The sequence below is a fragment of the Picosynechococcus sp. PCC 7003 genome (assembly GCF_001693255.1).
Classification (GTDB): Bacteria; Cyanobacteriota; Cyanobacteriia; order Cyanobacteriales; family MRBY01; genus MRBY01.
Genome location: NZ_CP016474.1, coordinates 1,670,768 through 1,695,694, shown reverse-complemented (window position 1 = coordinate 1,695,694; position 24,927 = coordinate 1,670,768). Strand labels below are relative to the sequence as shown.

23 protein-coding genes are annotated in these 24,927 nt (G+C 50.7%); 8 read left to right on the top strand and 15 right to left on the bottom strand.

Features of this window, described 5'->3' with window-relative positions; all coding sequences use genetic code 11:
• Positions 1 to 41: 41 nt before the first annotated feature.
• Positions 42 to 1,421, top strand: coding sequence for an NrdH-redoxin (locus tag AWQ21_RS08040; protein WP_065714091.1), 1,380 nt, complete (start codon positions 42 to 44; stop codon positions 1,419 to 1,421).
• Between the two features lie 2 nt (positions 1,422 to 1,423).
• Here AWQ21_RS08040 and AWQ21_RS08035 read toward each other — a convergent pair whose 3' ends face one another.
• On the bottom strand, positions 1,424 to 2,089 hold the full coding sequence (locus AWQ21_RS08035; protein ID WP_157094720.1) for a (2Fe-2S) ferredoxin domain-containing protein: 666 nt from the start codon (positions 2,087 to 2,089) through the stop codon (positions 1,424 to 1,426).
• 110 nt (positions 2,090 to 2,199) lie between these two features.
• Positions 2,200 to 2,478 carry a hypothetical protein gene (locus AWQ21_RS08030; protein ID WP_065714089.1) on the bottom strand — a complete coding sequence of 93 codons (279 nt, stop codon included), beginning with the start codon at positions 2,476 to 2,478 and terminating at the stop codon, positions 2,200 to 2,202.
• A gap of 258 nt (positions 2,479 to 2,736) precedes the next feature.
• Here AWQ21_RS08030 and AWQ21_RS08025 point away from each other — a divergent pair, with 258 nt between their 5' ends.
• On the top strand, positions 2,737 to 3,165 hold the full coding sequence (locus AWQ21_RS08025) for a hypothetical protein (RefSeq protein WP_157094719.1): 429 nt from the start codon (positions 2,737 to 2,739) through the stop codon (positions 3,163 to 3,165).
• A gap of 25 nt (positions 3,166 to 3,190) precedes the next feature.
• Here AWQ21_RS08025 and AWQ21_RS08020 read toward each other — a convergent pair whose 3' ends face one another.
• From AWQ21_RS08020 to AWQ21_RS07985, 8 genes are all read right to left on the bottom strand, one after another.
• A complete protein-coding gene (locus tag AWQ21_RS08020; RefSeq protein WP_065714087.1) occupies positions 3,191 to 3,727 on the bottom strand; it encodes a hypothetical protein in 537 nt (178 codons plus the stop codon).
• Between the two features lie 91 nt (positions 3,728 to 3,818).
• Entirely contained in the window at positions 3,819 to 5,960 is a 2,142-nt protein-coding gene (locus tag AWQ21_RS08015; protein WP_065714086.1) for a heavy metal translocating P-type ATPase, read from the bottom strand.
• A 19-nt stretch (positions 5,961 to 5,979) separates the two neighbouring features.
• A complete protein-coding gene (locus tag AWQ21_RS08010; RefSeq protein ID WP_065714085.1) occupies positions 5,980 to 6,525 on the bottom strand; it encodes an HMA2 domain-containing protein in 546 nt (181 codons plus the stop codon).
• Between the two features lie 51 nt (positions 6,526 to 6,576).
• The gene (locus tag AWQ21_RS08005) at positions 6,577 to 6,879 is read right to left on the bottom strand and encodes a DUF5132 domain-containing protein (RefSeq protein WP_065714084.1); all 303 of its coding nucleotides are present in this window, start codon (positions 6,877 to 6,879) and stop codon (positions 6,577 to 6,579) included.
• Between the two features lie 186 nt (positions 6,880 to 7,065).
• Complete coding sequence (gene feoB / locus AWQ21_RS08000; protein WP_065714083.1) at positions 7,066 to 8,913, bottom strand: ferrous iron transport protein B; 1,848 nt, start codon at positions 8,911 to 8,913, stop codon at positions 7,066 to 7,068.
• Positions 8,914 to 8,916: 3 nt separating this feature from the next.
• Complete coding sequence (locus AWQ21_RS07995; protein ID WP_065714082.1) at positions 8,917 to 9,159, bottom strand: FeoA family protein; 243 nt, start codon at positions 9,157 to 9,159, stop codon at positions 8,917 to 8,919.
• Positions 9,160 to 9,463: 304 nt separating this feature from the next.
• Positions 9,464 to 10,378 (bottom strand): M23 family metallopeptidase, encoded by a 915-nt coding sequence (locus AWQ21_RS07990; RefSeq protein WP_065714081.1) that lies wholly within the window; start codon positions 10,376 to 10,378, stop codon positions 9,464 to 9,466.
• 64 nt (positions 10,379 to 10,442) lie between these two features.
• A complete protein-coding gene (locus AWQ21_RS07985) occupies positions 10,443 to 10,652 on the bottom strand; it encodes an Hfq-related RNA-binding protein (protein WP_065714080.1) in 210 nt (69 codons plus the stop codon).
• A 40-nt stretch (positions 10,653 to 10,692) separates the two neighbouring features.
• Between AWQ21_RS07985 and dapF the strand changes: the two genes are divergently transcribed.
• The gene (dapF, locus tag AWQ21_RS07980; protein ID WP_065714079.1) at positions 10,693 to 11,538 is read left to right on the top strand and encodes a diaminopimelate epimerase; all 846 of its coding nucleotides are present in this window, start codon (positions 10,693 to 10,695) and stop codon (positions 11,536 to 11,538) included.
• On the opposite strand, the gene AWQ21_RS07975 is transcribed toward dapF, so the two are convergent.
• Together AWQ21_RS07975 and AWQ21_RS07970 are read right to left on the bottom strand one after the other, a co-directional pair.
• The gene (locus AWQ21_RS07975) at positions 11,535 to 12,809 is read right to left on the bottom strand and encodes a GAF domain-containing sensor histidine kinase (protein WP_065714078.1); all 1,275 of its coding nucleotides are present in this window, start codon (positions 12,807 to 12,809) and stop codon (positions 11,535 to 11,537) included. The two genes, dapF and AWQ21_RS07975, sit on opposite strands and share 4 nt — an antisense overlap.
• 107 nt (positions 12,810 to 12,916) lie before the next feature.
• A complete protein-coding gene (locus AWQ21_RS07970) occupies positions 12,917 to 13,669 on the bottom strand; it encodes a YebC/PmpR family DNA-binding transcriptional regulator (protein ID WP_065714077.1) in 753 nt (250 codons plus the stop codon).
• 182 nt (positions 13,670 to 13,851) lie between these two features.
• Here AWQ21_RS07970 and AWQ21_RS07965 point away from each other — a divergent pair, with 182 nt between their 5' ends.
• Complete coding sequence (locus AWQ21_RS07965) at positions 13,852 to 17,007, top strand: hybrid sensor histidine kinase/response regulator (RefSeq protein WP_065715269.1); 3,156 nt, start codon at positions 13,852 to 13,854, stop codon at positions 17,005 to 17,007.
• Positions 17,008 to 17,069: 62 nt separating this feature from the next.
• Positions 17,070 to 18,662, top strand: coding sequence for a SpoIID/LytB domain-containing protein (locus AWQ21_RS07960; protein ID WP_065714076.1), 1,593 nt, complete (start codon positions 17,070 to 17,072; stop codon positions 18,660 to 18,662).
• Positions 18,663 to 18,668: 6 nt separating this feature from the next.
• Here the strand turns inward: AWQ21_RS07960 and AWQ21_RS07955 are convergent, their stop codons facing one another.
• Complete coding sequence (locus AWQ21_RS07955) at positions 18,669 to 18,965, bottom strand: hypothetical protein (RefSeq protein WP_065714075.1); 297 nt, start codon at positions 18,963 to 18,965, stop codon at positions 18,669 to 18,671.
• 219 nt (positions 18,966 to 19,184) lie between these two features.
• Here AWQ21_RS07955 and hisF point away from each other — a divergent pair, with 219 nt between their 5' ends.
• The gene (gene hisF / locus AWQ21_RS07950) at positions 19,185 to 19,970 is read left to right on the top strand and encodes an imidazole glycerol phosphate synthase subunit HisF (RefSeq protein WP_065714074.1); all 786 of its coding nucleotides are present in this window, start codon (positions 19,185 to 19,187) and stop codon (positions 19,968 to 19,970) included.
• On the opposite strand, the gene AWQ21_RS07945 is transcribed toward hisF, so the two are convergent.
• Entirely contained in the window at positions 19,967 to 21,127 is a 1,161-nt protein-coding gene (locus AWQ21_RS07945; RefSeq protein WP_198159626.1) for an S-layer homology domain-containing protein, read from the bottom strand. The two genes, hisF and AWQ21_RS07945, sit on opposite strands and share 4 nt — an antisense overlap.
• Positions 21,128 to 21,399: 272 nt before the next feature.
• On the opposite strand from AWQ21_RS07945, the gene AWQ21_RS07940 reads away from it, so the two are divergent.
• Positions 21,400 to 22,317, top strand: coding sequence for a LysR family transcriptional regulator (locus AWQ21_RS07940; RefSeq protein ID WP_065714072.1), 918 nt, complete (start codon positions 21,400 to 21,402; stop codon positions 22,315 to 22,317).
• A 107-nt stretch (positions 22,318 to 22,424) separates the two neighbouring features.
• On the opposite strand, the gene apcB is transcribed toward AWQ21_RS07940, so the two are convergent.
• Positions 22,425 to 22,934 carry an allophycocyanin subunit beta gene (gene apcB / locus AWQ21_RS07935; protein WP_065714071.1) on the bottom strand — a complete coding sequence of 170 codons (510 nt, stop codon included), beginning with the start codon at positions 22,932 to 22,934 and terminating at the stop codon, positions 22,425 to 22,427.
• Positions 22,935 to 23,503: 569 nt separating this feature from the next.
• On the opposite strand from apcB, the gene glnA reads away from it, so the two are divergent.
• Positions 23,504 to 24,925, top strand: coding sequence for a type I glutamate--ammonia ligase (gene glnA, locus AWQ21_RS07930; RefSeq protein ID WP_065714070.1), 1,422 nt, complete (start codon positions 23,504 to 23,506; stop codon positions 24,923 to 24,925).
• The last annotated feature ends 2 nt before the right edge of the window (positions 24,926 to 24,927 follow it).

Here is a 24,927-nt window from a genome sequence, read left to right as displayed (position 1 = left end):
TTGAGAAAATCATTTTTGTTGATGGGTCTAATGAAGTCAAAATGAAACTTTTAAACATTTACCAAAAAACCATTTATTTTTTCCTTGTTTTTATTTTAGGATTTTTCCTTCATGTTGCTCCAGCGATCGCCAATGAGAATAGCGTAGAAATTTATTTTTTTTATAGTGATACCTGCCCCCATTGTGCCGAACAGAAGCCATTAATGGAATATATTGATCAACAGAATGAAACAGTCGTCTTAAAAGCCTATGAAGTGAATCAGAATCCTTATATTTGGCGGGATTTCATCGTTCAACAAAAACTAACTACCACCGCTGTTCCCCGTACTCAAATTGGCGATCGCTCATTCATTGGCTACAGCAATACCGACGGAAATCTAGAATACAATCCTATCTACCAAGGCTATGTCGGCTACCGTAATCAGATTATCCAAGCCATTGAAGCCCAATTAGGACAACGGATTAATATTCCCGGCAGGCATGTCAGCCAGACTATTCCTTGGTGGATCTTAGGTGTACCGGCCTTTTATTTTTGCTGCCATCCTATTTTTAAACGAAGACTTAAAACCGACCAGCAAAAACGATACTGGATTGGCGGTGGGATTGCACTAATTTTAGTGAGTCTCTTTATATTTTTAGCCATGATTCCTGAAGTGATGATCAAAAATATGGCCCAAGGTTTACCTTTTCCACTCTTTGTTTCTATCCTGTCTTTGGCGGATGGATTTAATCCCTGTGCGTTTACGGTCTTACTGATTTTATTATCTCTCCTTACCTATACTAAAAGCCGGCGTGATATGGCCATCATTGGTCTGACTTTCGTGTTTACGTCTGCTGTGATGTATTTTGTGTTTATTATGTTAATGATTGCAGTGGGATCAGTTTTTCTAGAAACTTATGGGAAAATGACGCTACTCATTCTAGGGGTTTTGATTACCATTGCTGGTGTTATCAATCTCAAAGATTATCTGCTGTCTAACCAATTGATCTCCCTGAGTCTTTCCCGAAAAGAAAAGGTTTTAATTAGCCAAAAGGCAGGCAAAATATCCCGAACGCTCCAACTCCACCAACGTAATCCCAAAGTTTTTTTGGCAGCCCTGGGCGGCACAATGGTGCTAGCAATTTTTGTAAATGTAATTGAATTAGGTTGTACGGCGATTTTGCCGGTCGTTTATCTGACGAGCTTGGTCCAATATTGCCCAGCAAATAACAGTTGGTTTTGTTTTTCTGCTTGGACTGGATTATATTCACTAGTCTACATTGTGCCGCTTCTAGCAATTTTAGGAAACTTTATCTATTCCTTTAAATCGGCTCGCTTGACGGAAGACCAGGGAAAAGTATTAAAGCTCGTAAGTGGTACTTTAATGATTTTCTTTGGGATCATTATGGTTGTGAGACCACAACTTTTATTGTTCGGCTAAGCTTAGAGAATTTGATCCGAAGCAATCAATTGGGGATCAAGATGTTTTTGAAAGTGTTGGTGAATGAGTTCAGCGGCAGCATTGGGAGGAAAATTACTGTACTTTTGTTTGTCGGGCATCACCACAAGGTTCGGTGCTTTTTTACAGCGGCCCATGCAACCAGTGGTTTCGATCCTGACTTGGTCAGCGATGCCTTGGTCTCGGATAGCTTCTTGGAGGCGTTCGTAAATGAGTTGGCCGCCCCGTTTCCAGCAGGTGGATTTTTTGCACAAAACAATTTTCTGGGAACCATTAACGGCTGGGCTGGGATTTTCTTCAATGTTGGGGGTTTTGTTGCCTGTCGAATCGGCAGCTCCTGTAGGGCGATCGCCAGGGGAATTTCTAGGCGTTTTACCTTGAGGCTCTGATAAGAGAGCAATGTGTTGGATTTCTAACTTCTCTTTGGATTTTTTGGGATGACGCCAAATGATGCCCCGCACCTCTAGCTTGCTGTGGGGTCCGAGCTGAAAATGGAGCCGTTTGTGGAGCTTGCTCGGAATCTTAAATCGGTAGGAGCCATGGTCAGTCTGGAGGTCGAAATGTCGAATCCGCTGATGTTTACCCAGTTTAAAGTTGCTGGCTGTACCGACAAAGGCAAAGGATCGGTGGTGAACGGCTAGTGTAATCATGGATAAATAAAAATCTTTCTTAAACAAACGGACGAGATGCAACCATTGTTTTTGGAGATGATTTGAAAATAAGCAGGCTTTTTGACAACGTCTTTGGGGAAATTCTCGCTCTATTCAGAACGGGTATTCGGGAGGTGACGCTGGGATGATTCGAGATTGGCCCGGAGTGAGACGGGGGAAGAAGGGGGATTGGTAGAGAGAGTCAGAGTTGTCTTGATGGCTTGTTTTAGTAGGGGTTTCCCTAATTTGAAGGTGGTAGATAAGGCGATCGCCCCCAACATCACCGTACCGAGGCTAGTGAGCGCCTTTGAATCACCCCGATGATAATCCTCAAAAATTTCCCTGAGATGCAAACTGAGGACGGACTTATTCCAGTGAATCAAAGACATGGCTAAACTTGAACCTCATTGAAAGTTTTGCAAGGTAAACCTGGGTTTATTATTGCATAATCCTTGCAATTGAAGCGTCTTTTATGGAGAAATTTGATGCCCTAGGCTAGGGATGGTGACAGTAGCGGCTTTTATTTCCGTGACGAAATCTATGAATTTATGCCATGAAAGCTTTTAGATATTGACACAAAATCAAAAGAGGGCTATCCTGAGGATAGAAAAGGAATAAATTCCCCACATTTTTCAGGAGGAAAGACAATGAGAGGTAGAGGTGGAATGCGTCCCGGTGCAGGTCGTAAGAGTGCATGGCAGAGTGGCGCAACAAAAACGATTCGCGTCCCCGCAGCGATTGAAGAGGAGCTATTAACCTTGGGAAAGCATTTAGATCGCGGGCAGGCTGTTCTCACGGGGCAAACCCTGCACCAACTCGAGGACATCTTGGCAAATTATCAAGCCCAATGCGACACCAATCCCGATGAAGCGTGGGAACCTGTCCGTCAACTGATTGCAGAAATTCAGACAGTACTTGACCAAGCGCCCCTCCGGGGTCGTGGCAGAATGGGTCGTCGGGGCATGCTGGGACAGGGTCAAGGTAATCGTTGCCGTGGGGGTCAGCCCTTGGAAATGAATGATGTTGACCTCGCGGCAGTGAATGGAGAGGCTCAAGCTCCAGAATCCCACTGCTAGCAAAAGGCGATCGCCACCCGAAACATTAACGACAGCCCGTCCCACAGTGACCGAAAGTAGTTCTGCTGCGTTGACCATGCCGAAAGCCTCGCCCTTTCCTGCCCCCGGTGCCTCGTCCTCCATGGGATGCTGCCTGTTCGGGGTCGAGGGGTGGGGTATTGATCGGCAACCCGGCTGCCCGTTGAAAGGCGCGGAGGTGATTTTGTTGGGAAGCCCGCTGGAGATTGCGAAAAACCTGTTGCACATCGCCATAGCCGGCGCTGAGAGCTAGAAGTTTTTCATACATTTCGCCATTTTCAATTTCTGCTTCTACCCCCGCTAAACAGGCTTTATGGAGGGTGGCAGGGACAGGAATTTTATTGATCCAAGGGTTAATGGGGATGGGAAGTTGATATTTACGGAAAAGGGGCAAAAGGGCGCGAATATGGCGTTTTTCGGCTTCGATAATATTCGTAAAAGGACGCACTGCCCCAAATTTTTCGATGACAACGCGATAGGTTTCGCCGGCTTTGTATTCGTCTTGGAGGGCTTCGTTAAGGGCGATTTCTAAATTTTTTAGCATTGTCAAAAACAAAAATAAATTGTTGAAAAATAAACGACAAATTAGCGTCAGAACATAATCGTGGGTTGTGCCACCTCACTGCTGGAAATAATTAAGACAGGGTTTCCAATTGGTGCTGGAGTAGGGGACGGAGACTGTTTAAACCTGCGGCGATCGCCGTACCGTTGTGGATCACCGTTGCCCAGAGAGGATTTAGTCCCACCGTTGCCGCCAGACCCAAGCCGATCATGTTGGGCGCGACCACCAACAGGGTATTTTGTTCAATCAAACTTTGGGTTTCCTTCGCGATGGCGATCGCCTCGAGGAGCGTACTCAAATCATTATTCATCAGCACCACATCCGCCGTTTCCCGAGCAATGTCTGAACCATCGGCAAAGGAAATAGATACATCTGCATAGGCGAGGGCGACCGAATCATTCAGACCATCCCCCACAAAGGCAACCACCCGACCAGACCGCCGTAAGTTGCGGACAATCCGCGCCTTATCCTCTGGGAATGCCTCCGCATGGACATGGTGCGCGGGAATTTTTAGGGCGTGAGCCACCTGATGCGCCCGTTGGTGGCTATCTCCGGTCAACACGTGCACCGCCATTTGGCGCTCATGTTGCAGCGTGGCAATCAAAGACGCACTTTCGGGACGTAACGGATCGGTATAGGTCAGCCAACCGAGTAACGCTTGATCAGAGGCGACGTAAATAGTTGATGCCGCAAAATTATCAATTTCTCGCTGATCGGCAAGGGGACAAATGCCCTGCTGTTCGAGGAAGGTCGCACTGCCGACGAGAATGGTTTGCCCCTCAATGGTGGCTTTGATCCCAAATCCCACCTGATAGTCCCAACCTTGGCGGGGGAGGAGTTCAATGCCCTGTTGTTGGGCGTGGTGGACAATGGCTTCGGCGACGGGATGGGTGATCCGCTGTTCGGCAGAGGCAGCCAGTTGCAAGAGTCGCTCTGGGGAAAGGCGATCGCCCCAAGCACCCCAGGGGGTTACTGATTCAACGGTGATTTTGCCTTGGGTGAGGGTGCCTGTTTTGTCAAAGACAATCGTGTCAATTTCTGCCAACAGTTCGAGGGTGCGCCCACTGCGGACAAGAATGCCGTGGCGGGTGGTATGGTTTAACGCCCCCAAAAAAGCTGTCGGCATCGACACCCGGACTCCCGTAACGAAATCAAGGGTGAGGATGGAAGCGGCACGGGTTGGGTCTTGGGTTGTGCAATAGACGACGCTGGCGAGGACGAGGGAAGGCAAAATCAGTTTATCGGCAAGCTGGGCGGCGTAGTTTGCCATGCGAGTATCGTGGACGGGGGCTTTTTCTAGCAATTCCACACTGAGGGCGGCCCTGGTATTGTGACCAACCCGTTCGCAGCGAATCCGTAATTTTCCGGAACGGAGCAGGGTGGCGGCATAAACTTCTGTATCCACCTGGGCGACGATGGGCATCGATTCACCGGTCAGTTGCTGTTGATCCACCGTCGCCTCACCGCCAATGACCACGCCATCAACGGGAATCCGTTCCCCCGGATAGACAATGACTGTTTCGCCGACTTGAACGCGATCGCTTTCAATTTGAATCATTTCCCCCTCCCGTTCGACCCAAGCCCAACGCCCGATGGTCTCCATTAAGTTGGCGGTGGTGCGTTCCGTGGCGCGGGCGGTTTGTTCGCGAATTAAATCCCCCAGTTCATGGAGGGTAATTACCAAGGCGGGGGTGACGAGTTTGCCTTGTAAGCCGCTAAAAATGAGGGCCAGGAAATCCAGACAGTCAATATTGAGTTTGTGGTCTTGCCAAAGGCTGGCGATCGCCCGTTGAGCCACCGGAAAACCAGCCCCCAAGAGGGTTAACCGCGCCAAGCTTTTAAGCAACAAATTTTCCCATTGATTACTCGCTAGACCCAATCCCGTCGCCAAGAGGGGCAACGTTAAACTAGATTGCTGCACTTGTGTCCAGAGGGAGGGAGTTTCGCTTTCTGGGGGTGGGCTGACCGTTGTTTGGGGTAGAGGGGCGGCCCGTAATTGTGCGGGTTTGTAGTGAATCACCACCGATGCCGCCCAAGGGTTAATCCGAAAGGTTTCGACCCAAGGCAATGTGGCGAAATAAGCCGATAAGCGACTGTAACCGTTCTCTGGAAAGGCGACTAATTTTAAGCGAATCCGCCCTGCGAGTTGGTGAACGATCTCATAGTCAAAGGGAAAGTCCCAGGTAAATTGCGAACTAAGCTGGAGTGAGGTCATTAACTTTCAATTGATTGACTTAGGCGATCGCCTCACCGAGGCGGGCTTTATTGAGAATATCCATCAGACGTAGCCCCAGTTCCATATCCGAGAGGGCGCCAGCATCGTATTGGATTGCCACCGAACTCGCCGAGGTATTGAAACGCACCCCCAGCACGTGGTCATCATCCCGCAGCAGCCGTTCTAGATGTTTCGCAAAAAGGCGATCGCCCGCAATTTGATCAATCCGGAGGCGAATCCGACCGGGCACAGAATGAACAATTGTCACCCCCTCCCCAAATACATCACTGTGATCCATTTCTGACGTTTTTACCTTCTTTTCTGGGGTCGTTGTGGGCTGTTTTAACTCCTTAAAAATCTGTCGTAAAACAGTGGCAATACCTAAATTGACGAGCAGCGCATTTGCCCCCCGTAACTGGAGGCGACTAGTAATAAATAGCCCCAACAAAACAGGCAAAATCATTTCAATTTCTTCATGCTCTTTGACAAAATTTGCCAGTTGAGTCACTTCCGGTTCGGGACTGGTTTGAGATGTATTTTCTACAGAGGTAATTGTACTGACCATGGCACTATCCTTTTCATGGCAATAATTGACATTGAGACTAAAATTTCAGCCTTAAGCATTGTGATCTTGTACGGCTTCGATGGCGGGAAGTTCTTGCTTCTCAGCCTGTTCCGCTAAGACTTCTGCCTTGGCTTCGGCGACAAGATCACCAACTTGTTCGCCAGCTTCGGCGATCGCCCCTTTGGTTTTTTGATAGAGGACAACCCCGGTTTTAATGGAGGCTTTCGCCACTGGCTTCAGGATCGACGCAACGGCGGGCGCTAATACCACGGCTCCTGCAACAAGCGCGACGGTTTTGAGGGTACCGTTACGATTTAAGCTTTGATTGTAGGCACTTTTGACTTGTTCTAACATTGACTTTCTCCAGAATTTTCGCGTTTTTTACCAACTAAAGTGAGGCTTGATGCCCTTGTCCTTATTATGGCATGGCTAAAGTTTTACCTTTATTAATTTTTACTGTGAATTAAAAAGGTTTTTTAGTGCTGTTTACAGGAATTTATCAACACTTGATTTGTTGATTTTATTTTGCAAAAAAATATTTTAAGTGCCAATATTTAATAGCAAAAAACTTTGGTAAACAACAAAACTAAAGATCCAAGCTGTGACAAAGGGAATGATGATCGAAATGAGTAAATAACGTACTGACTTTGCCTCACCCCAAATAGCACCGAGGGTCGTCAAACAGGGCATATAAATGAGGCTAAATAGGCAGTAACTAAAGCCCTGGGCAAAGGTAATACTATTGTTCAACTCTTGGGCCGTTGCAGCTTCGCTAAGGCCATAGAGAACAGCCAGGGCCGCAACTTGAACTTCTTTGGCAACAAAGCCAAACAACACAGAAATCGTCAGAAATGGATTAAAGCCGAGGGGAGCCATCAACGGCTGAAATAAGCCACCAATTTGTCCGGCGTAGGTGTCGAGTCCGGCACTACCTTCTGGAAAACTCGTGAGCAACCAAATCAGGCTACTGCCGATAATCATGAAGGTTGAGAGACGTACCACAAATTCTTTCATCTCTCCCCATACCCTCAGGGCGACTTGGGGGAGGGTGGGGAGGCGATAGGGGGGCAGTTCTAAAACAAAGGGATCCCGCACGGCAAAATATTTGAAACGACTCAAAATGGCAGCCACGATAAAGGCGGTGGCAAAACTCATTAGGTACAACACAAATAAGGCGATCGCCCCTTGGTAGCCCGGCATCACCGCCGCGAGAATAAAGACGAATACCTGTAACCGCGCTGAACACAGAGAAAAAGGAATCACCAACATCGCCAAGAGGCGCATCCCCCGACTCCGCATCACCCTCGTTCCCATAATCGCGGGCACATTACAGCCAAAGCCCATCATCTGTAGCACAAAGGTGCGCCCATCGAGACCCAAACGCCCCATGAGAGAATCCATTAAATAAGCCGCCCTAGACAGATACCCACTGCCTTCGAGGAAGCTCATCACGATAAAAAAGATTGCTACCAACGGCACAAATGATAACAATGCCGCAAAGCCAGCCCAAACCCCATCCAACAGTAAATCATGGAGTAGCGGCGGTAAGGGGGACAGCAGCGGTTCTAAAACAGCTCCCTGAAACCAACCCGTGACCGCATCCACCGGATCAGCACTGGGTAAGCCGACTGTCCAGATGAGCCAAAAGACCCCAAACATTGAGGCGAAAAAGATCGGTAACCCCCAGACGGAGTGCAATAAAATACCATCCAACACATTGGTAAAGGTGCGGATGGTGGGCGAGGGCATCTGTAATACCCCTTCAAGGATGGCATCCACCTCCTCGCTGTGGACGTGGTGGTCATGGAGTGATTGCCTTAAATTTTGAATACGATAGGCTTCTACCTGTTCATGGACGGTGCGGGTGATGCCTTGCACAACACGGGGACAACCTTCGCCATATTTGGCACTAATGGCATAGACAGGCACACCAATCCGTTCGCTGATAGCGATCGCATCAAATTTGACCCCATAACGTTTGGCTTCGTCGGCAAGATTGAATACGGCGATCGCCGGCAGACCGAGGGACTTAATTTGCAAGAGTAAGCGTAGCTGGCGATCGATCTGGGCTGCATTCAGCACCACCACCACCAAATTGACCGCATACTCCTCTAAAAATCGACGCACTACCTGCTCGTCATCGGAATAACCATTAAGGTCATAAATTCCCGGCAAATCGACACATTCAACAACCTCTTGATCGAGCTTGATCACCGCCCGAAATAAGTCCACCGTCAAACCCGGCCAGTTGGCGATCGCCGCATTCGCTTTCGTAACCCGATTAAAAAACGTCGATTTCCCCGTATTCGGATGTCCCACAAAGGCAATCCGCCGCGTTACATCCTTCCGTTGCGAGTTGATCTGGGTTACATGGCAATGGCTAGCCATCGATTAGACCTCTGCCACGATCACGGAAATATGCCGCGCTTCATCCCGCCGCATGGCAACCTCCGTGGTACTGCCAATCCGCAAATGGAGTGGCCCTCCGAGGGCTGCTTTCCGTAAAACTTGAATGGGTTTATCAGGAAGAATTCCCATTGCCTCTAGGCGGGTAATTAAACTTTGACCGTATTTACTATCAGAAATTTCACGGACTAGCGCGATTTGACCAACAGCTAAGTCTAAAAGGGTCATGCTGTCTATCCTCTAAGCGGATTGATTTTGGAGAAAATAATAAAAAAGATTCTCAGTTATAAATTTATAACATTTTTGCATACCGCTAAACCAATGAAATCTTTTGTAACCAGATCTGCATTCGTCTAAATCTCAGTTAGCGAAGGCCCACATTTGCAGCAGCAAGCCCTTGAACTAGAGAAAGCTCAAAGGCCTAATTTATCTTGGTTTTCCGGTGATTTGAGGGTGACTAGTTGGCAGGAATGCCTGGGTCATGGAGCGGTAATTCAGTTTCCTCAACCAAATAGCGTAGATCGCCGTCGGGTTATTGGACCGTTTGGTTACGCCAAAGCTCTGGATCGATCGCCACTCCGTTGACATAAAGTCCCCAGTGGAGATGAGGCCCGGTCGAAGCGCCACTAGAGCCGACAGTGCCGATGGTTTGACCTGCCTGGACAAAATCTCCTTCCTTGAGGTTGCTGGGAATACTGTTGAGGTGTAGAAAAACGCTAATAACGCCCTGGCCATGGTCGATGCCGACGGTATTGCCGTGCACCTTAAAGCCATTTTTCTCGAAATCAATCAGGGCCACTTTTCCAGGGGCGGGAGCGACCACAGGGGAACCATAGCCCGCTGCATAGTCAACGCCGCGATGGTAGTAATCCTGGGCAAAAACGCCGTTGTAGTAGCGTCGCACCCCAAAAATCGTTGAAACGCGACCGCTATTGGGCCTGAGGAAAGGGCCATTCCAATGTTTGGTAGGGGTAACGAGGGCTTTAAGGACTGCAACACGGTCAAGTTCGTATTGAGTGGCTGGGCCGGAGCCACGACCAGAAAGGGTAATACGCTGGGTCGGGAAACGGCGGTCTTGGACCCACACGGCGAGGTTGCGAGTCTCGTTACCATCGCTCACCTGGAGGAGGGTTTTACCGTGGGGTTCGAGGGGGGAAGTGGGAATCAAAGCTCGGTAGCGATCGCCGGCTGGATCGAGGGGAAAAACGGGATAGGTATCGGCCTGGGTCGCGCCACTTTTCGTAAAGCGCACCGTTAACGTATCGGCCTGTTGAGGATCGAGGGTACCGGGGGGATCAATAATTACGGCCATGCTCTCCCCAAGCTTGGGACTGCTGGGATTGACTGTGACTTGGAGTTGCGGTTCGCTGGTGGCTGATTCTGAAAACCCCACAACTAGGGCAAGGCTGGCGAAGAAGGGGAGAAAACGGGGGAGAGAAACAGTCATGATAAATTGCGTTAGGTCAATAGATTAAAGGGACGTACAGCAGGCGAAAAAGTTTACCGATAGTTCACGCTTTGACGTAGGCGATCGCCTGGCGAGAAATCATAAATTCCTTAGTAGAGCTGCGGTCAACGACACAAAGGCAGTGGGGATCTTGCCATAAAATTCGGCCAATAATGACATCGTTGGTGATCAGTTTAATCTCCACTTCCCCCTTTACTTTGACGAAGCTCTGGATTCGACGCACACTCGGATAGCCCGTATTAAATTCTGTCATAATGGCGAATTAACTTTTATTGATAGCTTAACCGACAAGTATGGTGCTGGAATTTACGAAATATCAAGGTCTGGGTAATGATTTTATTCTGCTGGATAATCGCCAGCAAGGAACGCCCCTCGTCACCCCGGAGCAAGCCATTCAACTGTGCGATCGCCACTTTGGCATCGGTGCCGACGGTGTTATTTTTGCTCTGCCAGGCCAGGCTGGTGCCGACTATACCATGCGCATTTTCAACTCCGATGGCTCTGAACCGGAAATGTGCGGCAATGGGATTCGCTGTTTAGCCCGCTTCATTGACCACCTAGAGGGGGGAAATCCACCCGGCAAAACCTACAGCATCCATACCCTAGCAGGGATGATTCGACCCCGTTTAGAAGCCGATGAATTGGTACGGGTCGATATGGGTGAACCGATCCTCACGGCAACGGACATTCCCACCACCCTAAAAGACAGTAATGGCCAAGCCGTCAATCAGTCCCTCGAAGTGGCTGGGAAAACCTGGACTGTGACCTGTGTGAGCATGGGCAATCCCCACTGCATTACCTTTGTCGAAGATGTGGTGACAATCCCCCTAGAGGCGATTGGGAAAGACTTTGAACACCATCCGGCCTTTCCCCAAAGGATCAATACCGAGTTTATTGAAGTGGTTCGTCCCGACTATATCAAAATGCGGGTTTGGGAACGGGGTGCTGGGATTACCCTCGCTTGCGGGACGGGGGCCTGTGCCTCGGTGGTCGCCGGGGTCTTAACGGGCCATTGCGATCGCCTTTGTACTGTAGAACTACCGGGGGGCTGTCTCCAAATCGAATGGTCAGTGGCGGACAATCACATTTATATGACGGGGCCAGCGGCCATTAGCTTCCAGGGGCAAGTTACGCTTTAGACACTGGGGGCGATCGCCAAGGGAAACGAAAACGTCGATCCCTCTGTCCAGCGGCTTTCAATCTCTAGGGCGGTGCCCATCTGGTTGAGGTAGGTCTGACAGAGCAATAGCCCCAGGCCAGTCCCTTTCTCATTGTCGGTGCCTGGGGCTGACAGTTGATAGCTATGGCTGCGAATTTTCTTGAGGGTTTCGGGTTTCATCCCTAGTCCCGTATCCCTGACTCCCAATTCCACATATTGGTCACTCTGGCGTGCAAACAAGGTGATCGTTTCACCATGGCGCGAATATTTCACCGCATTGCCCAACAAATTGCGGAGCACAACCCCGATGAGTTCCAAATTACCCAGGACTTGTAATTGGGGTTCCATCTCAACCTCCAAGGTCACGTCTTTTTGTTGGGCGCAGTCTTGGCACCAGGGCAACACATGGTCGGCGATCGCCTCTACTCTGATCGGCTCAATGGGTACTGTTTGGGTCTGGAGTTGCTGTTGGGCCCATTGCAACATCTGCATCACTTTTATTTCTGTTTGATCAAACTTTTTGCAGACTTCGGGAATTAAAATTTTTAGCTCCTCCGGTTCCAGATCCTGGGCCGCTAAGAGTTCCATCACCGACCGAAAACTAATCAGGGGACTGCGCAGATCATGGGACAACACCGCTAATAGCTGATCCTTGAGGCGATTGCTTTGGTCGAGGGATTGCACTTGCACCGTAAGCAATTTAATTTTGTTCTGCTTTTGCTTCAGACTACGGCGTAAACGGAGTACATCTTCCACCTGGTGCGCCAGCATTTGCAGCAGTTCCCGTTCTGTGGCGGTCAATGTGCGGGGTTGTTCATCGATTAAACATAGGGTGCCGAGGGGATAGCCGTCCCCAGAGCGGATGGGATAACCAGCATAGAAACGAATGTAGGGTGCTCCCGTAACGAGGGGATTGTCGCAAAAGCGCTCATCAGCCAAGGTATCCGGAATTTCAAAAATATCGACTTCTCGAATGGCGTGGCCACAAAAAGAAATATTCCGGGGGGTTTCGTTCGCCCCTAAACCGACCTTCGCCTTAAACCACTGCCGACAATCGTCCACGAGGGAAATCAGGACAATCTTGACCTGAAACAATCGCGCCGCGAGGTTGACAATACGATCAAGTTCAGGCTCCTGGGGAGTATCTAAAAGCTCCTGTTGGAACAATGATTTGAGACGTTCTGCTTCGTGGGGCAAAGGTTCGGGGGTACGCATCACTTCAGGATTTCCTTGCTGCGGTGAAAAGATCATTTTCTCTTTTCAAGGTACCCAAACTAGAAATATTTTGCGCGGTCTTGAGACGTCTCAGGGTCTCTCTGTCGTGGGGAGATCACATTGGCTAGATTTTCTAGGTACGGTTAAAGGGTCGCCAAGGCCGGGGCGATCGCCAAATTACTGGTGACCGTTTGCACATCATCGAGGGCTTCGATCATTTCAATCATCCTGAGGATCGTTTCGATCTGGGCCTCGTCGGTGAGGTTCATTTCCGTCTCTGGAAACCACCGTAACTCCGCCTCTTTTACCGTAAAACCTGCATCTTGCAAGGTCTGGTTGAGGTGTTCGAGGTTCTCGACGGCGCTGAGCACTTCCACCTCATCACTATCTTCAATGGCACTGTAGCCTTCCGCTTCGCCGATTAAAGACGCTTCTAGTAGGGCTTCTTCGTCGATCTCCCCCGTGAGTGTCACCACCCCTTTGTGGCTAAACATCCAGCTCACACAACCCGTTTCTCCCAAATTGCCACCATTTTTACTAAAGGCAGCCCGTAAATCCGCCGCTGTACGGTTACGGTTATCGGTGAGGGCTTCGATCAAAATGGCCACGCCCCCGGCCCCATAGCCTTCGTAGCGAATTTCTTCGTAATTAGCCTCGCCATCATTGTAGGTACCCGCCCCCTTGGCGATCGCCCGTTCAATATTGTCATTGGGGATGCCAGCGGCCTTTGCTTTCTCAATGGCAGTGCGGAGTTGAAAATTGCCCGCCGGATCAGGAATGCCATGGCGAGCCGCAACAATGATTGCCCGCGATAACTGGGTAAACGTTTTCCCTTTCTTCGCATCAACCCGTGCCTTTTGTCGTTTAATATTTGCCCACTTACTATGTCCAGCCATTGCGAATGCTCAAATCAAATCATTACTATTGCGCTTTTAAACCATAACAGGCCGCCAATACACAACAGATTTTGAACCTGTCAGTAAAACTTTACCTTGGGTAATCCACCCGAAAGATTAGGTTATCCTGATTGTAATTGACATTTTCTGTATTTTTTGACCTGCGTTGGATGGGGGCACCAGTGAACAACAACAGTCATGATGAAGCGCATAACTATCAAGACTCTGAGTTTGAGGACGAACTCCTAGAACTATTTGAAGACCTCGAAGCAGACCCTCCGCCTCCACCAACGGTCGACTTTCCCAAGGAAATCGATCCGAAAGTTTCATTTATCAGCTTTGCGAACAACTTTGAAGAACTTTTAGCCTTTGAGGAAGCGACATCTTCCCAGTCGCAAATGTCTCAACAAGCTTCGCCCCAAAACGAAGCCGACCTCGAAGCCGATTTAGAAGCTCTCCTCCAAGATACTAACCCCAACCAACCCCCCGAAATAGAAACTTACGCTGTCGAGAGCGAACCTTATTTCCCCCTCGAAGACCCCGTTTCCCCGCCCCTCAAGCGCCCCAAGGCCATTGCCACCAAGATCTCCCCGGTAACCAATGGTCAGATCAGCTATTACTCTCCCCTAGAAGATCTCAGTCAGTACCTAGAAGTGACGCCCAGTTCGTCGGCCAACCCTGTAAACTGGAACGCCCTCACCCAACTCATTCAACAAGCCCCTAGCGCCTCTAGCTCTAGCCCTAGTCCCTCCCCTCAAAAACGTCCCCAAATCACCATTTCCAAACAGACAGACTTCGGCGAATTAGAAGCCCTGCTCCAACAGGCAGACACCATGGGCGGGCCTCCTATTACCACCACCAGTGGCCCCAACACAACTCGTCAACGCTCCCAAAAGGTCAACAGCTTTGAGCAGACCATGCGGATTCCCGTCAAGCAACTCGATAACCTGAGCAACTTGATGGGAGAACTTGTTGTCAACCGCAATACCCTCGAACAAAGCCAAGAAAAGCTCCGGCAATTCCTCGACAATCTCACGGGCCAAGTTCAACGGCTCAATGACATTGGTGGCCAGATGCAAGATCTTTACGAGCGCTCCCTCCTAGAGCGTTCTCTGCTTGCCAGTCGCGGCCAGAATACTGAATATCACTTTCCTTCAGGCTTTACTGACAAACCTGCCGCCCCCAACCGCAGCAATGCCCAAGAATACGATCCCCTCGAAATGGATCAGTTCACTGGCTTCCATCTCCTCTCCCAGGAGATGATTGAGCTGATCGTGCGGGTGCGTGAATCTTCCTCTGACATCGAATTTTTAGTTGATGATAATGAACAAATTGCCCGTAACCTCCGGCAGGTCAGTACGCAGCTCCAGGAAGGTTTGACCAAATCACGGATGATTCCCTTTGCCCAAGCGGCCGATCGCCTGGTGCGCCCCGTCCGGGAAATTTCGCTCAAACTTAATAAGCGAGCCTCCCTCAATGTTGAAGGTCGAGAAGTGCTCATTGACAAAATGATCCTGGAGCAACTCTACGACCCCCTAACTCACCTGATCAACAACGCCATTACCCATGGGATCGAAGCCCCGGAAGTACGCCTCAGTAAGGGTAAGCCTGCGGCAGGGGTTGTCTCCCTCAAGGCTTACATTCAGGGGAATCAAATTGTCATTTCTATTGCTGATGATGGCGCAGGGATGGATTCTGAAGCCCTTGTCCACAAAGCCCTCGAAAAGAACCTGATCACCCCTGAGCAACTGCCGGATCTCAGTCAGCAGGATATTTATGACTTTATTTTCCATCCTGGCTTTACCACCAAGGCCCAGGCCGATGACTTTTCGGGTCGCGGGGTTGGCATGGATGTGGTCCGCACTGCCCTGGGTAGTATTCGAGGCACGATTACCATTGACTCCGTTCTGGGTAAAGGCACAACATTTACCATTCGACTGCCCCTCACCCTCAATATCTGTCGTGCTTTATTTTGTCTCAACCGCCATGCCCGCATTGCCCTGCCCATGGATGGGGTTGAAGATATGCAGACTTACACCCTAGACCAAGTGGAACAGCAAGGTCGCAGACGTTATATTCGCTGGCGAGATTCTCGATTGCGGGTTTATCCTCTCAATAATTTGTTGACGCTCCAACGGCAAATTGGGCGGGGCTCAATCTATGGTGGAGTTAGCGATCCTGACCAAATTCCCGTTGTGATCCTGCGCAGTGCGGGGAATCTCCTGGCGATTCAAGTGGATCAGGTGCTGGGGGAACAGGAAATTGTGATTAAACAGATCGAAGGGCCGATCCCAAAACCAGCGGCGATCGCCGGGGCGACAGTCCTGGGGGATGGCACGGTTATGCCTGTGGTCGATGTGCTAGAGCTGATTGAACTTGCGGCCCAGGGACGGGTCAGGGCCAAGGCTACCACCTGGCAAGATAACCCGGCCTTACATCTACTCGTGCCAGAGATGGTGCAAACAGAGCCCATTGTGTTGATTGTAGATGATTCGATCACGGTGCGCGAACTCCTCTCGATGAGTTTCACCAAGGCTGGCTATCGGGTTGAGCAGGCCCGGGATGGCCAGGAAGCTTGGGAAAAACTCCGGGGAGGATTACCCTGTGAACTGGTCTTTTGCGACATTGAGATGCCGCGCATGGATGGCTTGGAGCTATTATCGCGGATTCAAAAAGACCCCAATTTAGAAAAAATTCCGGTGGCAATGCTCACATCCAGGGGAGCGGATCGCCACCGACAAATGGCCGCTGAACTGGGAGCGAGTGCCTATTTCACGAAACCCTATCTTGAGGAAGTGCTTTTAGATGCGGCCCAAAAAATGCGCCAAGGGGATGTATTGCTGCCCGGCAGTACGCGACAGCCCACGGTCTTGGAACCTGAAGACGAGATGGGGGATTTTGAACCCCTAGATGATGCGTCGGTGAAAGTGACGGCCCCAAGGATTTTGATTGTGGATGATTCGGTGACGGTGCGGGAATTGCTGGCCATTACCTTCCAAAAGGCGGGCTACCATGTGGAACGGGCCCGGGATGGAGAGGATGCATTGGAGCAGTTATTGAAAAATCCAGATTTTAGTTTGGTGTTCTGCGATATTGAGATGCCGCGTTTGGATGGTTTAGCGTTGCTCGAAGAAATTCAAAAGTATCCTGAGTTGACTCACATTCCCATCGCCATGTTGACCTCACGCGGGGCCGGACGACACCGACAAATCGCAGCGGCCCGGGGAGCAAAGGCCTATTTCACCAAACCCTATGTGGAAGATCAGTTGCTGGGGGCAGCGGCCCGGTTAATGGCTGGGGAAATTTTGCTAGATGAAAATGGTAAGGTGGTGGCGTAACTTTGGGATGGCGATCGCCGTCTATACTTCCATCAATTGTTTTAGGTGTTAGGGGACTCGCCATGGTGCGCAGTGCTAAATTTCAGGGGCAGTGGCTCGGATTAGGGTTATGGATCGGACTTGGGCTATGGGGGCCGGGGGCGTTACCCGGAAATGCCGTTGAGATCGAAGTGGGCATCGTCCAACGGTTCGGGGAAGAGCAAAACGATACTTTGACGATCTCTAGTCTGCCGGGCGATCGCCTTGAGGTGGACATTCTCAGCGGCGGTCAAAAACAAACGCTCCAGACCGATCAAGTCACCCTAGAAGTCGCCCAGCAACCCTTGCCCCAGGCGGAATTGGCAGAATACGTTGTCCTCAGTGACCAGGGCACCTTCGAGACGGCGGAAGACAGCGCCAAATTTTGGCGTTCCCTCGGCATTGAAGTAGAAATTACCCAACCCGGTCGCTGGCAAGTCTGGGCAAAACGGGATGTTTATCAAACGCCCCTCCTCCGGCGGTTGTTGCTCCAGGAATTAAAGGCGAAGGGTTACACGACCCCTTATCTAAGCTCGACGGTGCGCACCGAAAAGGCGATCGCCTCCTTTGTGGTGGGGGGATATCGCTACAATCGAGCAAATGTGACGATCCGTTCGCGCAACGGTTTGTTTGATATTCAAGAAGATGGCGGCACAAAAAGTCGTTTTGCTGGAGAACTCAGGCTACAACCCAATGCCTATGGCACCTTTACCCTCGTCAGTGATGTGGATATTGAGGTGTATTTACGGGGGGTCGTTCCCTACGAAATTGGCCCCAATGCCCCCGATAATGCCGTCGAAGCCCAGACGATCATTGCCCGCACCTATGCCCTGCGTAATTTACGGCGCTTCCAGGCAGATGATTACGAACTTTGTGCCACGATCCATTGTCAGGTTTACAAAGGTCTCCAGGGCACCAGTCCCCGCATTGACCAGGCGATCGCCCGCACCAAAGGTTTAGTGCTCACCTATAACAACGAATTGGTCGATGCCCTGTATTCTTCCACCACCGGGGGGGTGACAGCCTCCTTTAGCGATGTGTGGGACGGGGCAGAGCGGCCCTACCTCAAAGCCGTGATTGATTCCCCGAACCCAGTCTGGGATCTTAAGGGTAACTCCCTCGCTGACGAACAAGCCTTTCGGAAATTTATCGCCCTCAACCAAGGCTTTAACGAAACGGGGCGTACTGTGTTCCGTTGGGAAAGATCCGCCACCCTCCAGGAATTGGCCACAACCCTACAAACTTATTTAGAACGCACCCAAAATCCCCTCGCGGGCATTCAGACAGTGCAAAAACTTGAAATTAAGCGGCGATCGCCTTCGGGTCGCGTCCTAGAATTGGATGTCACCACCGACCGGGGCATTGTCAAACTCCTCAAAAATGAAATTCGCAGTGCCCTAGGGCCGCCCCGCAGCACCCTGTTTTACCTACAGCCCAACCTCAATCCCCAGAATCAACTCACGGGCTATACCTTTGTGGGGGGCGGGTTCGGCCATGGAGTTGGCATGAGTCAATACGGTTCCTACAATCTTGCTAATTTAGGCTGGTCAGCGGCGCGGATTCTCCAGTTTTATTATCCTGGTACTACCCTCCAGCCCTTGGATGAATCCATCGTCTTTTGGCGGGAGACTCCTTAAGAAACCCTAGAGATAGGTGGCAACGGAACGTAAAGATTCGGGGATGGCGATCGCCTCCGGAAATTCTAAAGTCGTCTCCGAACTGCCGAGGTAACCGGAGGTGGTAAATGCCATCAACATCCGCCCCAAAGCAACCCACACCACCCGATCAAATTCCCAATCTCCCTGGCGTGGCGTATAGCAAGCAATGGATTTCAACGCCCAAAAATAACTATTGCGCACCACCGAGCCGCCTTTTTTGTAGGGGGGCAGATCATCTTGGTGAATACAGAGAATGTCATCCTGGAGAGCTACAACACGCATAAAAACTGATCGGCGAAATACAAGCCTATTCTAAATCACCGCAAAATTCCCAAGTATCAGTTGGCTTGCGCTTACGTTTCTGAAGGTCATTGCAACCATGATGTTGCCCATAAAAGGAACCCCCCTCGCTGCCGCCACAGTGAATCGCTATTGTTTTGATCGAACCTGAAACCGCTTAAAATATGACCTTGCCCCCTGACCTAGGAGACCCCATTTAAAATGCTCGCCAAACGAATTTTGCCTTGCCTCGATGTAAATGCTGGCCGGGTTGTCAAAGGTGTGAATTTTGTCGATCTTAAGGATGCTGGTGATCCGGTGGAGCTGGCGAAAGTCTATAACGATGCGGGGGCCGACGAATTGGTTTTTCTAGACATCACTGCCACCCACGAAGACCGCGACACCATTATCGATGTGGTCTACCAAACCGCAGAACAGGTCTTTATTCCCCTTACCGTCGGCGGTGGCATCAGCACCACAGCCCAGATTAAAAATCTCCTGCGGGCCGGGGCCGATAAGGTCAGTATCAATTCTTCAGCGGTGCGGAACCCCAATTTCATCAATGAAGCGGCGGAACGATTTGGTAATCAGTGCATTGTGGTGGCGATCGATGCCCGGCGACGACCAGATCCAGCAAATCCGGGTTGGGATGTGTATGTGCGAGGAGGCCGGGAAAATACCGGGATTGATGCCCTGGGCTGGGCGAAGGAAATGGCCCAACGGGGGGCTGGGGAATTGCTCGTGACGAGTATGGATGCCGATGGTACCCAGGCGGGTTATGACCTCGAACTGACAAAGGCGATCGCCAATGCCGTTGAAATTCCGGTCATTGCCTCTGGGGGCGCGGGGAATACCCAGCATATTTACGAAGCCTTGACGACCGGGAAAGCAGAGGCCGCCCTCCTCGCCTCGTTACTCCACTATGGTCAACTGACCGTCGCCGAAATTAAGACCTATCTCCAACAGCATCAGGTGCCCGTGCGCCCCGTAAATCCTGTCAGTCCCTAGGTTTGCGGCAATAACCGTCGACGATAAACCAAGGCTTGGTGACAATAAACGAGGCCTTCAGCTCGGGTGGCGATCGCTCCGGGTTTGAGTCTCGATTTTTCCTGGGGGAGCACACCAATCTTTGCTTGGAGGGCCGCCGCCATCGCTGCCTGGGCATAGGGGGGGATCTCCTCATAATCTGTGTAATGTTCTGCTAGGGCAATGTCCCCTGGGGGTAAACGGAGGCCCTGGGCGATCGCCACGAGAAGATGGACGCGCCGCAAAGGTTGCTGGGGCTGAAAAGTTTGATCAGGAAACCCTGAAAAAAAGCAGCCCCGATAGCCCTGTTGAATCGCCTCAGCCGCAGGGGAATGGGGCGGCACATCGAGAAATTGCTGCCGGGGCCGCCGGGGACTGGGGTGAAACAGGGCCTGGATCCACAGGGCAAACTGGCCGCGACTGAGGGGCTGATCTGGGGAAAATTCGCCCTGGGCTGAACCGTGAATGTAGCCAAGATTGGCGATCGCCTGAATAAAGGGCTTGGCCCAATGATTTTGCACATCGGTAAAAGTCGGCAGATAGGGCAGCGGATCGACCAACCCAGGCGCAGCCAAGACGGGCAATTCTCCCTGTAAAACCAAAGCTTGGTGCAAAAAAGCCACCATTTCTCCCCAGGTAATGCGTTGGAGGGGCCGGAGATCAACTTGGGGCTGGGTCACGACAAAGTGATGTTGGGTGGCAGCGGCGATCTCCCCCATCGCCGCCGAGGGAATCTGGGCGTAGTCCCGAAACGCCCGTAAGACCGCCGGATTGCCCGGACTTAGGCCCAAACCCCGTACCAATGCTTCTAGCACTTCAAAGCGTTTTAGGACAGTTTGGGGGCGAAAAGGACCATCGGGATAACCCGTCAAAAATCCCATGGATACTGCTTTGGCGATCGCCAGCTGGTCTGGGTGAGAAACATCCGAGAATTCCGGCACAAAAGTGCCCCAGGGCCGTGGCAGATCAAAACATTGGGCCAGCACCGTGGCAAATTCACGCCGAGTCACTGGTTGAGTCGGATTAAACCCAGACCCAAACCAAGCTCCTAAACCTTTGACGGTGACAAGCTGATTACTAAACGGCATGGCCCAATGGTCAAGGGAGGGAACCAAGGGAGCCGGATTTGAGTGATTCATATTGGGCATATCTAGCGATGCAACCGAGGCAAATCACTCGGCCATAGATTGAGCACAGGTGCAAATTGTCCCCATCATAGATTCTTCTGCAAAACTTGCTGGACTTTTGTCAAATTATTGAGCTATTCCCGCAAGCAGCCCCGCGCTCTATGCGTCAGCATGAGCGTCGGGAGTATGTCACGTTTGTAACATCCGGAACAAAAAGCCCCAAAATCAATGCAGTAAACTCATTGGGCACATGACAGGAAAACATTTAACCAAGGGGATGACCCATGCGCCTGGAGCAATTGCAAGCATTTTTGGCGATCGCCGCCACCGGAAATTTTGGTCAAGCAGCCCAGCAATGTGGCGTCACCCAATCCACCGTCAGTCGCCAAATTCAAAGCCTTGAGGCCGCCGTCGGCATGCCCCTTTTTCACCGCAGTGCCCAGGTCAAACTTACCCTGGCGGGGGAACGGTTTTTGCCCTATGCCCGCAAAATTTGCAGCAGTTGGGATAATGCCCGTGCTGAAATCAATGATCTCCTCGCTGGCAACCAATCGGAGCTTTGTGTCGCCGCGATTCACTCCGTCTGTGCCTATCACCTGCCGCCTGTGCTCCAACAATTCTGTCGGATGTATCCCCAAACCCAACTGCGGGTCACCGCCCTCGGCAGCGATCGCGCCCTGAAAGTATTGCGGGATAGCCTCGTGGATGTGGCCATTGTCATGAACAATCGCTTTCTTACCGCCAGCCCCGATATGGTCGTGATGCCCCTCTACAAAGAAAGCGTTGAAGTCCTCCTCAGCAAACATCATCCCCTCGTCCAAAAGGAAAAATTAAGCTGGATCGACATCGCGAGCTACCCCCAAGTTGTTTTCAAAGATGGCTATGGCATGCAACGCTACGTACAAGATCAATTGGCTAACCACGGCCTCGCCCCCACGGCCACCGTTGAACTCAATAGCCTCGATGCGTTCCGTGGACTGGTACGCCAAGGCGATATGATTGCCCTCTTGCCCCAATCTGCCCTTGTTGAAGCTCGCACTGATTCTGCCCTGGTGGTCAAAGCGTTACCCGATGCGATGGATATGCGGGAAGTCGTGCTCGTCACGACCAGCGATCGCCTAGAGATTCCGCCAATTCAATACTTTTGTAGCCTCATTACCCAACTTCTTTCTCAACCGCGCCTCGATACCCTCAGTGCCTAGGTCTAGGTTTAGAAAAAGATCCATAAAAAAATTGCCCCGACCAGGGTCAGAGCAAGGAACTGAGGTGACAGCCCACCATTGGGATAAGTTAGTTGCCGTCAAATAATCTAGAGATCTATTTCGCTCAGTTCACGGGTCATGTGGTCAAACGGTTCATCGACAAAAGCTGTATTTGCAATGCCAGCCGCCGCCGCCATTTCCTTAATGGCATCCTTGAGGAATTGAATCCCCCGGACCGTCGGCGCAATGGGCACCCCTAGGGAATTGTAGGTTTCTCTTAAACCCTGCAGTACCCGCTCGTTGAGAACGTCCATATCCCCAGCAATCAAGGCATAGGTGCCATAGCGGAGGTAGTAGTCCATATCCCGCAAACAAGCAGAAAAGCGACGGGTTGTATAGGCGTTGCCCCCGGCTAAGAGCAGCTCAGGCACCGCTTCAAAGAGGTTATTAGCGGCGGCCTTAACAAGCTCCGCAGATTGACTATTGATCATCGCGGCAACGGCGATTCGGTCATTCCCCGAAGCAAAGTAATCTTTAAGGCTCTCGATGGCATCACGGTCAAAGTAACGCCCGGTGGTATCGTAATTTCTGATCAGACTTGTAACAGCGTCCCGCATTAAATTTTCTCCGAACAGCAGTTTTATTAAGCGCGTTTAGAAAAGATCATCCCAGGGGGATGAGAAGCTTCGTTTTATATTGACATACTCCCATGACTGAAGTACATGGTTTTTCCTTTGGGTAGAGACCCCAGGACGAGCCTGTTTTACGTCCCCCAAAGGAGTGGAGGATGCCTTTTTCCGTAATTTTATACGGCATTTATAATCCCAGGTTTCGGGCCGTATTGATTACATTTCTTTAAAAAAAATAATAAAACTGCTCTAAATCTGAGAGTGAAAAGGCGATTTTTGTTTTTCCCAAGCAAAACCGAGGCTGTGACCATCAACGCAAGGTGGGGTGACTTTCTGTAAATATTTTGGTGAAATTTTGGCGATCGCCTGACCCGAAGTTTTAAATCTACCTTACCCTGACAATGGCGGTTCATGGGCCGCAACCTGTGAAGATGTGACCCAGGCTACAACGAACTGCCATAACTCTTTTTAGGATCAAGCGAACTGTGTCGAAGCTAATCCCATCGCTTGCCGGATCCACCAGTGAAAATTGAGAATCGTTTGTGAGGCGCCCCACCATGACCCAGACAGCAACCGACGTTTTACGGCTGATCCAAGAGGAAAATATTCAAATTATCGACCTCAAGTTTGTTGATCTACCAGGCATTTGGCAACATTGCTCGTTTTACCAAGATCAACTGGACGAAGCCTCCTTTGTTGATGGGGTGCCCTTTGACGGTTCGAGTATCCGCGGTTGGAAAGCCATTAATGAATCTGACATGGCGATGGTGCCTGATCCCACAACTGCCTGGATCGACCCATTTTGTAAAGAAAAAACCCTCAGCCTCATTTGTTCCATCAAAGAGCCCCGCACGGGGGAGTGGTACAGCCGTGATCCCCGGAGCATTGCCCAAAAAGCAGTGGATTATCTCGCGGCCTCCGGCCTGGGTGATACCGCCTATTTTGGCCCCGAAGCAGAATTTTTTGTGTTTGACGATGTGCGTTTTGACCAGACGGAGAATAAAGGATTTTATTACGTTGATAGCGTCGAGGGTCGCTGGAATTCGGGCCGCAAAGAACCGGGGGGCAATCTCGCCCACAAGCCAGGCTACAAACAGGGTTATTTTCCTGTGCCACCGACGGACACCCTCCAGGATATGCGCACAGAAATGCTACTGACCATGGCGAAATGTGGTGTCCCCATTGAAAAACACCACCACGAAGTAGCCACCGGGGGCCAAAATGAATTGGGTTTTCGCTTTGCGACGCTCCTCAAGGCGGCGGATTATTTGATGACCTATAAGTATGTGATCAAAAATGTTGCCCGCAAGTATGGGCGCACTGTGACATTTATGCCGAAACCGCTATTTAACGATAATGGCTCCGGAATGCACACTCACCAATCCCTCTGGAAAGAGGGTCAACCACTTTTTTGGGGCGATCGCTATGCCAACCTGAGTCAACTAGCGCTTCATTACATTGGCGGGATCCTCAAGCACGCCCCGGCCATACTCGCCTTTTCTAACCCCAGTACCAACTCCTACAAGCGCCTTGTCCCTGGCTTTGAAGCCCCGGTTAATTTGGCCTATTCCCAAGGGAACCGCTCGGCGTCGGTGCGTATTCCCCTATCTGGGCCAAATCCCAAAGCAAAACGTCTCGAATTCCGTTGTCCCGATGCCACCGCTAACCCTTATCTTGCCTTTGCGGCGATGCTCTGTGCGGGCATTGACGGGATTAAAAATGCCATTGACCCAGGCGATCCCCTAGATGTCGATATCTATGATTTGACCCCTGAGGAACTGAGCAAAATTCCTTCGACCCCCGCCTCCTTGGAAGCAGCCCTCGAAGCCCTCCAACAAGATCACGACTTTTTAACGGTCGGCGGTGTCTTTACGGCAGATTTCATTGAAAATTGGATTGAGTACAAATTGGACGCTGAAGTGAATCCTCTCCGGTTGCGGCCTCATCCCTACGAATTTTCCCTTTACTACGATTGCTAAAC

Excerpts from the sequence above, each read along its gene's own strand:
- AWQ21_RS08040 (WP_065714091.1), top strand. The coding sequence starts at position 42 with ATGAAACTTTTAAACATTTACCAAAAAACCATTTATTTTTTCCTTGTT.
- AWQ21_RS08035 (WP_157094720.1), bottom strand. The coding sequence starts at position 2,089 with ATGATTACACTAGCCGTTCACCACCGATCCTTTGCCTTTGTCGGTACA.
- AWQ21_RS08030 (WP_065714089.1), bottom strand. The coding sequence starts at position 2,478 with ATGTCTTTGATTCACTGGAATAAGTCCGTCCTCAGTTTGCATCTCAGG.
- AWQ21_RS08025 (WP_157094719.1), top strand. The coding sequence starts at position 2,737 with ATGAGAGGTAGAGGTGGAATGCGTCCCGGTGCAGGTCGTAAGAGTGCA.
- AWQ21_RS08020 (WP_065714087.1), bottom strand. The coding sequence starts at position 3,727 with ATGCTAAAAAATTTAGAAATCGCCCTTAACGAAGCCCTCCAAGACGAA.
- AWQ21_RS08015 (WP_065714086.1), bottom strand. The coding sequence starts at position 5,960 with ATGACCTCACTCCAGCTTAGTTCGCAATTTACCTGGGACTTTCCCTTT.
- AWQ21_RS08010 (WP_065714085.1), bottom strand. The coding sequence starts at position 6,525 with ATGGTCAGTACAATTACCTCTGTAGAAAATACATCTCAAACCAGTCCC.
- AWQ21_RS08005 (WP_065714084.1), bottom strand. The coding sequence starts at position 6,879 with ATGTTAGAACAAGTCAAAAGTGCCTACAATCAAAGCTTAAATCGTAAC.
- feoB (WP_065714083.1), bottom strand. The coding sequence starts at position 8,913 with ATGGCTAGCCATTGCCATGTAACCCAGATCAACTCGCAACGGAAGGAT.
- AWQ21_RS07995 (WP_065714082.1), bottom strand. The coding sequence starts at position 9,159 with ATGACCCTTTTAGACTTAGCTGTTGGTCAAATCGCGCTAGTCCGTGAA.
- AWQ21_RS07990 (WP_065714081.1), bottom strand. The coding sequence starts at position 10,378 with ATGACTGTTTCTCTCCCCCGTTTTCTCCCCTTCTTCGCCAGCCTTGCC.
- AWQ21_RS07985 (WP_065714080.1), bottom strand. The coding sequence starts at position 10,652 with ATGACAGAATTTAATACGGGCTATCCGAGTGTGCGTCGAATCCAGAGC.
- dapF (WP_065714079.1), top strand. The coding sequence starts at position 10,693 with ATGGTGCTGGAATTTACGAAATATCAAGGTCTGGGTAATGATTTTATT.
- AWQ21_RS07975 (WP_065714078.1), bottom strand. The coding sequence starts at position 12,809 with ATGATCTTTTCACCGCAGCAAGGAAATCCTGAAGTGATGCGTACCCCC.
- AWQ21_RS07970 (WP_065714077.1), bottom strand. The coding sequence starts at position 13,669 with ATGGCTGGACATAGTAAGTGGGCAAATATTAAACGACAAAAGGCACGG.
- AWQ21_RS07960 (WP_065714076.1), top strand. The coding sequence starts at position 17,070 with ATGGTGCGCAGTGCTAAATTTCAGGGGCAGTGGCTCGGATTAGGGTTA.
- AWQ21_RS07955 (WP_065714075.1), bottom strand. The coding sequence starts at position 18,965 with ATGCGTGTTGTAGCTCTCCAGGATGACATTCTCTGTATTCACCAAGAT.
- hisF (WP_065714074.1), top strand. The coding sequence starts at position 19,185 with ATGCTCGCCAAACGAATTTTGCCTTGCCTCGATGTAAATGCTGGCCGG.
- AWQ21_RS07945 (WP_198159626.1), bottom strand. The coding sequence starts at position 21,127 with ATGAATCACTCAAATCCGGCTCCCTTGGTTCCCTCCCTTGACCATTGG.
- AWQ21_RS07940 (WP_065714072.1), top strand. The coding sequence starts at position 21,400 with ATGCGCCTGGAGCAATTGCAAGCATTTTTGGCGATCGCCGCCACCGGA.
- apcB (WP_065714071.1), bottom strand. The coding sequence starts at position 22,934 with ATGCGGGACGCTGTTACAAGTCTGATCAGAAATTACGATACCACCGGG.
- glnA (WP_065714070.1), top strand. The coding sequence starts at position 23,504 with ATGACCCAGACAGCAACCGACGTTTTACGGCTGATCCAAGAGGAAAAT.